This is a genomic window from Sinomonas atrocyanea, assembly GCF_030812675.1.
GTDB lineage: Bacteria > Actinomycetota > Actinomycetes > Actinomycetales > Micrococcaceae > Sinomonas > Sinomonas atrocyanea_B.
In genome coordinates, this window is sequence record NZ_JAUSTE010000021.1 from 26,794 (window position 1) to 35,658 (window position 8,865).

Annotated in this window: 8 protein-coding genes; 5 read left to right on the forward strand and 3 right to left on the reverse strand. The window is 72.1% G+C overall.

The features are described 5' to 3' along the window. On the forward strand, positions 1 to 897 hold the full coding sequence (gene purU / locus J2W20_RS18580) for a formyltetrahydrofolate deformylase (protein WP_307008585.1): 897 nt from the start codon (positions 1 to 3) through the stop codon (positions 895 to 897). A gap of 19 nt (positions 898 to 916) precedes the next feature. Here purU and J2W20_RS18585 read toward each other — a convergent pair whose 3' ends face one another. From J2W20_RS18585 to J2W20_RS18595, 3 genes are all read right to left on the reverse strand, one after another. Further along, on the reverse strand, positions 917 to 1,876 hold the full coding sequence (locus tag J2W20_RS18585; RefSeq protein WP_307008586.1) for a DMT family transporter: 960 nt from the start codon (positions 1,874 to 1,876) through the stop codon (positions 917 to 919). A gap of 32 nt (positions 1,877 to 1,908) precedes the next feature. Next, a complete protein-coding gene (locus J2W20_RS18590; RefSeq protein ID WP_307008588.1) occupies positions 1,909 to 2,664 on the reverse strand; it encodes a flavodoxin family protein in 756 nt (251 codons plus the stop codon). 88 nt (positions 2,665 to 2,752) lie between these two features. Next, the gene (locus J2W20_RS18595) at positions 2,753 to 4,042 is read right to left on the reverse strand and encodes an MFS transporter (RefSeq protein ID WP_307008590.1); all 1,290 of its coding nucleotides are present in this window, start codon (positions 4,040 to 4,042) and stop codon (positions 2,753 to 2,755) included. Between the two features lie 194 nt (positions 4,043 to 4,236). On the opposite strand from J2W20_RS18595, the gene J2W20_RS18600 reads away from it, so the two are divergent. The 4 genes from J2W20_RS18600 to iolD all read left to right on the forward strand — a co-directional run bounded on the left by J2W20_RS18600 (position 4,237) and on the right by iolD (position 8,686). Further along, positions 4,237 to 4,641 (forward strand): tautomerase family protein, encoded by a 405-nt coding sequence (locus J2W20_RS18600; RefSeq protein WP_307008592.1) that lies wholly within the window; start codon positions 4,237 to 4,239, stop codon positions 4,639 to 4,641. Between the two features lie 141 nt (positions 4,642 to 4,782). Next, positions 4,783 to 5,772, forward strand: coding sequence for a 5-dehydro-2-deoxygluconokinase (iolC, locus tag J2W20_RS18605; RefSeq protein WP_307008593.1), 990 nt, complete (start codon positions 4,783 to 4,785; stop codon positions 5,770 to 5,772). Beyond that, complete coding sequence (locus tag J2W20_RS18610) at positions 5,769 to 6,734, forward strand: Cgl0159 family (beta/alpha)8-fold protein (protein WP_307008595.1); 966 nt, start codon at positions 5,769 to 5,771, stop codon at positions 6,732 to 6,734. The genes iolC and J2W20_RS18610 overlap by 4 nt, the downstream gene beginning before the upstream one ends. Positions 6,735 to 6,748: 14 nt before the next feature. Then, positions 6,749 to 8,686: a 3D-(3,5/4)-trihydroxycyclohexane-1,2-dione acylhydrolase (decyclizing) gene (gene iolD, locus J2W20_RS18615; RefSeq protein WP_307008597.1), complete on the forward strand. Its 1,938-nt coding sequence runs from the start codon at positions 6,749 to 6,751 to the stop codon at positions 8,684 to 8,686. The last annotated feature ends 179 nt before the right edge of the window (positions 8,687 to 8,865 follow it).

Here is an 8,865-nt window from a genome sequence, read left to right on the forward strand (position 1 = left end):
ATGGCGGGCCAGGCGCGCGAGTACGTCCTGACGCTCGACTGCGCCGAGGGACCCGGGATCGTGTACGCGGTCTCCGGGTTCCTCGCCGAGCGCGGGTGCGACATCGTGGACATCAAGCAGTTCGGGGACCGCCGCGGCGGGCACTTCTACATGCGGGTGCACTTCGAGGCGCCTGCCGCGGAAGTCGGCGCGGAGGGTGCGCCCCAGGGCACGGATGACGACGGCGATCGCCTCCGCACCGAATTCGCACCGGTGGCGGCGCGGTTCGGCATGGAGTGGAAGCTGCGCCCGGCGGGCGAGCGGACGCGCGTGCTGCTCATGGTCTCCAAGTTCGGCCACTGCCTCAACGACCTGCTCTTCCGGGCGCGGGTGGGCGAGCTGCCGATCGACATCGTGGCGGTCGTCTCCAACCACGAGGACCACCGCGGGCTCGTGGAGTGGCACGGCATCCCCTACCACCACATCCCGGTGACCCAGGAGACCAAGCCCGAGGCGGAGGCCAAGCTCCTGGCGCTCGTGGACGCGTACGCGGTGGAGCTCGTCGTGCTCGCCCGCTACATGCAGGTCCTCTCCGACCAGCTGGCCACGAAGATGTCGGGCCGGGTGATCAACATCCACCACTCGTTCCTGCCCTCGTTCAAGGGCGCCAAGCCCTACCACCAGGCGTGGGAGCGCGGGGTCAAGACCGTGGGGGCCACGGCCCACTACGTCAACGCCGAGCTCGACGAGGGGCCGATCATCGCCCAGCAGGTCATCGAGGTGGACCACACCCACGCGCCCGAGGACCTCGTGGCGGTGGGCCGGGACGCCGAGTGCAAGGCGCTCTCCAACGCGGTGCGCTGGCACTGCGAGGGTCGCGTGATCCTCAACGGCAGCCGCACCGTGGTGCTGCGGTAGCCGCAGCGCCCCGCGAAGGTCATCTTCCGGGGGCGTCCGTCCTCGCGGCGGCGTCCCCCGGGAGGTGGCCTTCTGCCGTGCGGCCGGCTCTGCGCGCGCCGCTGCGTCCGGCCCGCAGGCCCAGGTAGCTGCCCGCGAGCACGAGCAGGCCGCCGAGGAAGAGAGCAGGGGTGAGCGCCTCGGAATCGAGCAGCGAGGAGACGATGACCGCCGGGATGGGCACGAACAGGAACTGGTAGGAGGTCGCCGAGGCGCTCCAGCGCCGCAGCACGTACAGGAACGCCGCGAAGAGGATGAGCGTCGAGACGACGAGGAAGCCGAACGCCGCGAACGTCTCCCCGCGCACCGGCACCCTCCAGCGCTCGCCGGCCAGGGGCGAGGCCACGGCCAGGGCCACCGCGCCCACCGCCATCCCGACCGCGTTGAGCGGGGCGCCCGGGACCGGCGGGAAGACCTTGACGACCACGGCGCCGGCGCCGATGGAGACTGCTGCTGCGGCCATGCAGGCGATGCCCAGGAGTGAGGAGGCGGAGAACGCCGTCGTGCCCGCCCCGCTGACCACGGCGATGCCGGCGACGGCCACGAGCGTTCCCGCGAACCGGCGCCAGCTGAACGCCTCGACCCCGGCGCCGGCGGCGATCAGCAGCGTGGCCAGCGGCACGGAGGCGAGCACGATCTGCGCGAGCCCCGCGTGCACCTCGCGGAGGGCCTCGTAGATGAAGCCGTAGGCCAGGCCGAAGTTGAGCAGCCCGTACAGCAGCGCCCCGGCCAGGGCCCTTCCCCGCGGCCAGGCCCGGCGGCCGGCGGCGGCGACGGCGGCGAAGACGAGGGCCGCGACCGCGAAGCGCGCCGCGGCGCCGAACAGCGGGTCGAGCTCGCGGTTGCTGTAGCGGATCGCGACGGCGTTGCCGCCCGTGACGACCACCGCCGCCACGAACACCGCCGCAGTGTGCACGTCCCGGCCGCCTGCAGCGCTCACCCCCTCAGTGTGCGCCTGCCCGGGCTCCCGGGCTATCCGCGGTATTCGGGGTTGGGGTGGTCGGGGTTGGAGAGGTCCCAGTTCGCGACGACGTTGCCGTGCGCGGGGATCCCGCCGGCATCCCTGATCCGCCGCGCCGTGTGGAGCATGTTCCACGCGGCGAAGACCGCATTGCGCGTGGTCCAGTGGTTGCGGGCGCCCCGGTTGTCGTCCAGGTAGGACGGTCCGGGGCCTGCCTCGCCGTTCCAGTACGCGTCCGCCTGGGGCGGGATGGTGAAGCCGATGTGGCTGAGGGCGTACAGCAGCTGCGCGGCGCAGTGCTTGCCGCCGTCCTCGTTGCCGGTGACGATCACGCCGCCGACCTTCCCGTAGTACGCCCACTGGCCGCGCTCGTTGGCCTCGCCCGAGTACCCGTAGAGCCGCTCGACCACCTTCCGCGTCACCGAGGACTGGTCGCCCAGCCACGTCGGGGTCGCGAGGACCACGATGTCCGCGGGCTCGATGAGCGAGCGGTACAGGTCCGGGAACGCGTCGGTCTCCCACCCGTGCCCGCGCATGTCCGGGTAGACGCCGGGCGGGATGTCGTGGTCCACGGCCCGGATCTCGTCCACGCGGGCGCCCACGCCCTCGAGGACATGCCTGCTCACGGCGATCAGGCCGTCGGTGTGGCTCTGCTCCGGGCTGCGCTTGAGCGTGCCGTTGAGGTACACGGCGCGCAGGTCCGAGAAGTCGGCGGTGCTCGCCGCGATCTCGGCGTCGATGAACGCCTGGACTGATGGCGGCAGCATGGGCCGTCTCCTTCCGTACAGGGTCCCTCCCCAGCCACGATGCTAGGCGCGCCGGCGACCGGAGGGGAGTGGCGGCGTCGTGCGCAAGTCAGGCCCGCTGCGGCGCCGGCCCATGGGAGCGGATGGCGAGGAAGCCCGAGGCGGCCATCACCACGAGCGCGCCCAGGACCAGGGCGAGGGGGGCCTGCCAGTTGCCGGCCGCCTCGTGGAGCCCGCCCATGATGATCGGGCCGGTCGAGGCGACGGCGTAGCCGACCGACTGGATGAGCGCCGTCATCCGCCGGTTCTCGTCGAGCGAGCGGGCCCGGTTGATCACCACCGTGAACACGACCGTGAACGTGCCGCCCTGGGCGATCCCGCCCAGCACCGCCCACAGGATCCACACGCCCGGCGCCACGAGGAGCCCCGCGGGGAGCACGACCCAGCACGCGGCCACGAGGGCGAACAGGCGCATCGGCCCCCACCCGAACAGGTGGGCCAGGGCCGGGACGAGGAGGGGCCCCGCGATCGCGAACACCTGCAGGAGGCTCGCGCCGAGGCCCGCCTCGGAGGGCGTCATCCCCTGGGTCTGGACGAGGTAGCTGGGCAGCCACAGGGTCATGGCGTAGTAGCCCACGTTGTGCAGCGCGAACGTGAGCGTGAACAGCCACATCATGCGCCGGTTGGCCCGGCTGACCCCGGGCTGCGGGACGATCGGCAGGGGGCCCGTCTCGGTTCCCGGCAGCGCCTGCGCGGCCTTGAGCTCCGCCCGGCGACGCACCGCCTCCCGGGCGAGCCGGCCCGGGAAGTCGGCGTCCGACCAGCGGGGGCCGTCCTTGCCCGGCGGGAAGACGAAGAACCATGCGCCCGCGGCGATCGCCGTGAGGCCGAGCCAGGACACGAGCGAGCCCTGCCAGCCGATCGCCGCGGCGAGCGGGGCGGTCAGCGCGGAGGCGAGCGTGGTGCCCACGTTCACGGCCGCGGTCGTGACACCCGTCATGAGCCCGGCGCGGAGGGGGAAGTCGCGCCCCACGAGCAGCGGCGTGGCCACATTGACGATCGTCATCGCCACACCGATCACCACGGTGCCGATCAGCGCCCCCGGCGCGCCGCCGAAGGAGCGGATCGCGACGCCGGCGGCCAGGCCGCCGAAGAAGTACAGGACCGCGTGGTTGATGCCGATCCTGCCCATGAGCCAGGCGGCGGCCGGGGTCACGAGCCCGAAGCACAGCACCGGGATCGAGGCGAGGAGGCCGACGACGGCGGCGCTCAGGCCCGTGTCCCGCTGGATGTCGCCCAGCACCGGGCCGAGGGCGACGACGGGGGCCCGGGAGTTGAGGGACATGAGGCCGACGGCGATCAGTGCCAGCGCCGCGGTGCGGCTGATCCGGCGGGTCACGGGGATCCTTTCGGCAGGGGAGGGAGCCCTCTCACCTTCTCACGGGCGGGCCCGGGGTCCGCCGCATGTGACGCCCTTGACCTGACAAAGTTCCCACGGAGGAAAGTTTGTAAGGACAAAGTGTTGCCGCCACGGCGCCGGAGGGGTAGGGTTGATTTGTCAGGACAAAGTACCAGAGTGAAGGATCCGCCTCCATGCCCCTCGTCCGCATCGACGTCGCCGCCGGCCGCACCCCCGAGCAGCTTGCCCGCATCAGCCGGGCCATCCATGAGGCCATCCTCGCCGAATACCGGATCCCCGAACGCGACTACTTCCACATCGTCACCGAGCATGCCCCGGGCCAGATTGTCGCGCAGGATGCGGGCCTCGGATTCGAGCGCTCGGGCGGCGTGGTGATGATCCAGGTCTTCACGCAGGGAGGGCGCGGCCAGGAGGCCAAGGGGGCCCTCTTCGCCGCCGTGGCCCGCAATCTCGCCGACGCCGGCGTGGCAGGCGAGGACGTCTTCATCGGCTACGTCGAGAACACCGCGGGGGACTGGTCCTTCGGGTTCGGCCGCGCGCAGTACGTCACCGGCGAGCTGGCGGTGCCCACCCGGTGACCGCCGCCGGCTGACATGGCAAGTTGTCAGTACAAACCTTTGACAGGACATTAAATCTGTAGCAGAGTTGGACCTGTGGCCGACGCCACAGGCAGCGAAGCCGGCCCGGGCCACCGGGCGCACGAGGAAAGGCACCGCGAAGTGACCTACGACCTTCTCACGATGGGGCGCATCAGCGTCGACATCTACCCCAACGACATCGGCGTCGGCCTGGCGGACGTGACGAGCTTCGGCAAGTACCTGGGCGGCTCGCCGTCGAACGTCGCCGTCGCCGCCGCGCGCCACGGCCGCGCCACCGCCGTCGTGACCCGCACCGGCGACGACCCGTTTGGCAGCTACCTGCACCGCGAGCTGGCCAAGTTCGGCGTGGACGACCGGTTCGTCACCCCAGTCGCGGGGCTGCAGACCCCCGCGACGTTCTGCGCGATCATGCCGGCCACGCACCAGTTCCCGCTCTACTTCTACGGCCGCTTCCCCACGGCACCGGACCTGCAGATCCGCACCGAGGAGCTCGACCTCGATGCGATCCGGGACGCGCGGATCTTCTGGTCCACCGTGACAGGCCTGTGCCAGGAGCCCAGCCGCTCGGCGCACGTCGCCGCCCACGAGGCCCGCCCCCGCGCCGGGCTCGCCGAGGGCCAGTTCACGGTCCTCGACCTCGACTACCGCCCCATGTTCTGGGATTCCGAGGACGCCGCCCGCGAGCAGGTCGTCCGCGTCCTGCCGCACGTCACGGTCGCAATCGGCAACGAGGAGGAGTGCGCGGTCGCCGTCGGCCACGGCACGCCGGACGAGCAGGCCGACCGCCTCCTCGCCGCGGGCGTGGAGATCGCCGTCGTCAAGCTCGGCCCCGAAGGGGTCATGGCCAAGACCCGCTCCGAGCGGGTGGTCTCCGCCCCCGTCCCCGTCGAGACCCTCAACGGCCTCGGCGCCGGCGACTCGTTCGGCGGGGCGTTCTGCCACGGCCTGCTGGCCGGGTGGCCGCTGGCCCAGGTCCTCGACTACGCCAACGCCGCCGGCGCGATCGTCGCCTCCCGGCTCTCGTGCGCCGACGCGATGCCGACGCCGGCCGAGGTCACCTCGCTGCTGGCCGAACGAGGCCGGCTCGTGCCCGAGGCGGTGGCCCAGTGAGCGCCACGACCGAGACGAACGCCGCCGCTGCACCGCTGCGGGACGCGCACGACGACGACCCCCGCCGCTACGAGCACCTCACCAAGATCCGCCTCGAGGACCCGCAGGCAGTCGCCCGGGCGGCCAAGGCCCGCCGCCGCCACCCCGGCCCGGTGCTCGGGAAGCAGAACTTCATCGTGGCCGCCGACCACCCTGCCCGCGGGGCCCTGGCCGCGCAGGGCCGGCCCGAGGCCATGGCCGACCGGCGGGAGCTGCTCGACCGGCTCCAGGTCGCCCTGGCCGACCCGGCGGTGGACGGCGTGCTCGCGAGCCCGGACATCATGGACGACCTCCTGCTCCTGGGGGCGCTCGAGGGCAAGCTCGTCTTCGGGTCGATGAACCGCGGCGGCCTCGCCGGGTTCGTCAACGAGCTCGACGACCGCTTCACCGGCCACACGGCCGAGGCCCTCGCCGCGCTGGGTGCTGACGGCGGCAAGATGCTCACCCGCATCGCGCTCGGCGACCCGGCCACCGCCTCGATCCTCGAGAACACCGCGAAGGCGATCGACGCGCTCGCCGCCCGCGGACTCATCGCGATGGTCGAGCCCTTCCTCTCGGCCTGGGTGGACGGCGAGGTCAAGAACGACCTCTCCGCGGAGGCCGTCGTCAAGTCGGTCGCCATCGCCGAGGGCCTCGGCTCCACGAGCGCGTACACGTGGATGAAGCTGCCCGTCGTGGCCGAGATGGAGCGCGTCATGGCCGCCACCACGATGCCTACCGTGCTCCTAGGCGGGGACCCGGCCGGGCACCAGGACGAGGTCTTCGCCTCGTGGGGCCGCGCGCTCGCGCTGCCGGGCGTGCAGGGCCTGACCGTGGGCCGGACCCTGCTCTACCCGGCCGACGGCGACGTGGCCGGTGCCGTCGCAGCCGCGGCCTCGCTGCTGCACACCGAAGAGATCAAGCCGAAGGAGGCTTCCCAGTGAGCACTACCCGCAGGATGACCGTCGCCCAGGCGGTCGTCGAGTTCCTGGGCCGCCAGTACACGGTCGACTCGGTGGGCGGCCCGGGCGGCGGCGCCTACCGCGAGCGGCTCATCCCCGGCATGTTCGGGATCTTCGGCCACGGCAACGTGGCCGGGGTGGGGCAGGCGCTCAAGCAGTGGCAGGTCGCCGACCCGGTCCTCATGCCGTACTACCAGGGCCGCAACGAGCAGGCCCAGGCCCACCAGGCCGTCGGCTACGCCCGCCACACCCGGCGCCGCCAGACCTTCGCGATCTCGACCTCGATCGGCCCGGGCTCGTCCAACCTGCTCACCGGCGCGGCCCTCGCCACGGCCAACCGCCTCCCGGCCCTCCTCCTGCCCTCGGACACGTTCGCGACCCGCGCCGCGGACCCCGTCCTGCAGCAGCTCGAGCAGCCGCACGGCTACGACATCACGGTCAACGACGCGTTCCGCCCGCTCTCGAAGTACTTCGACCGGGTTGCCCGGCCCGAGCAGCTCTTCTCCGCGCTCCTGCACGGCCTGCGCGTCCTGACGGACCCCGCCGAGACCGGTGCCGTGACGATCGCCCTGCCGCAGGACGTCCAGGCCGAGGTCTTCGAGGTCCCGGAGGAGTTCCTCGCCGAGCGCGAGTGGCGCATCCGCCGCCCCGAGCCCGAGGCCGAGGACATCGCCGAGGCCGCCCGCCGCATCCGCGCCGCGAAGCGCCCGGTGGTGATCGCGGGCGGCGGCGTGCTGTACGCCTTCGCCACCGAGCAGCTGCGCGCGTTCGCCGAGGCCACCGGCATCCCGGTCGGCTGGACCCAGGCCGGCGTCGGCTCCCTCGCGTGGGACCACCCGCAGGCCCTCGGCGCAGTCGGTTCGACCGGTACGACGGCGGCGAACGCGCTCGTGCGCGACGCCGACCTCGTGATCGGCATCGGCACCCGCTACGAGGACTTCACCACCGCCTCGCGCACCGCGTTCCAGGACCCGGGCGTGCAGTTCGTGAACATCAACGTCGCCCCGATCGACGCCTACAAGCACGGCACGTCGCTGCCGATCGTCGCCGACGCGCGCAAGGCGCTCGCCGCGCTCACGACGGCGGTGGGCGGCTACCGCGTCGGCGGCGAGCTCGAGCGCGTGGTCGCCGACGAGAAGGCCCGCTGGGACGACACGGTGGACGCCGCGTTCGCCCAGGACCACCAGCCCCTCGTCTCCCAGAACGCCATCATCGGCGCGGTCAACCGTGCGATGGACCCGCGCGACGTCGTGATCTGCGCCGCCGGGTCCCTCCCGGGCGATCTGCACAAGATGTGGCGCATCCGCGACCCCTTCGGCTACCACGTCGAGTACGCCTACTCCTGCATGGGCTACGAGATCCCCGGCGGCCTCGGCGTCAAGCGCGCAGCCCTCGACGGGACGGCGAAGGGCGAGGAGAACAGGGACGTCGTCGTCATGGTCGGGGACGGCTCCTACCTGATGATGCACACCGAGCTCGTCACCGCCGTCGCGGAGGGCATCAAGCTCATCACGGTGCTCATCCAGAACCACGGCTACGCCTCGATCGGCGCGCTGTCCGAGCAGCTCGGTTCGCAGCGCTTCGGCACGAAGTACCGCACCCTGGACCGGGCGCACCACACGTTCGACGACGGCGAGAAGCTCCCGATCGACCTCGCCACGAACGCCGAGAGCCTCGGCGTCACGGTGTACCGCATCGAGCCCGGCCCCAACGCCATCGCCGACCTCGAGGCCGCGATCGGCAAGGCCAAGGCCGCCCCGGAGGGCAGCGGCCCGATCGTGATCCACATCGAGTCGGACCCGCTCATCGACGCCCCCAGCTCGGAGTCGTGGTGGGACGTGCCCGTCTCCGGCGCCTCCGAGCTGGAATCCACCCAGCAGGCCTTCCAGACCTACACCGACCACAAGTCGCGCCAGCGGCCCTTCCTCGGCTGACCCCTCAACAGTCGGCCAGAGACCCCTCAACGGTCCGCCAGAGACCCCTCAACGCTGAGAAGTACCCCAACAGGAGCACATGAGATGACTGTCAAGACCATTCCGCACTTCCTCAATGGTGAGGAGACCCAGGGCGTCGGCGAGCGGACGCAGCCGGTGTTCAACCCGGCCACCGGGGA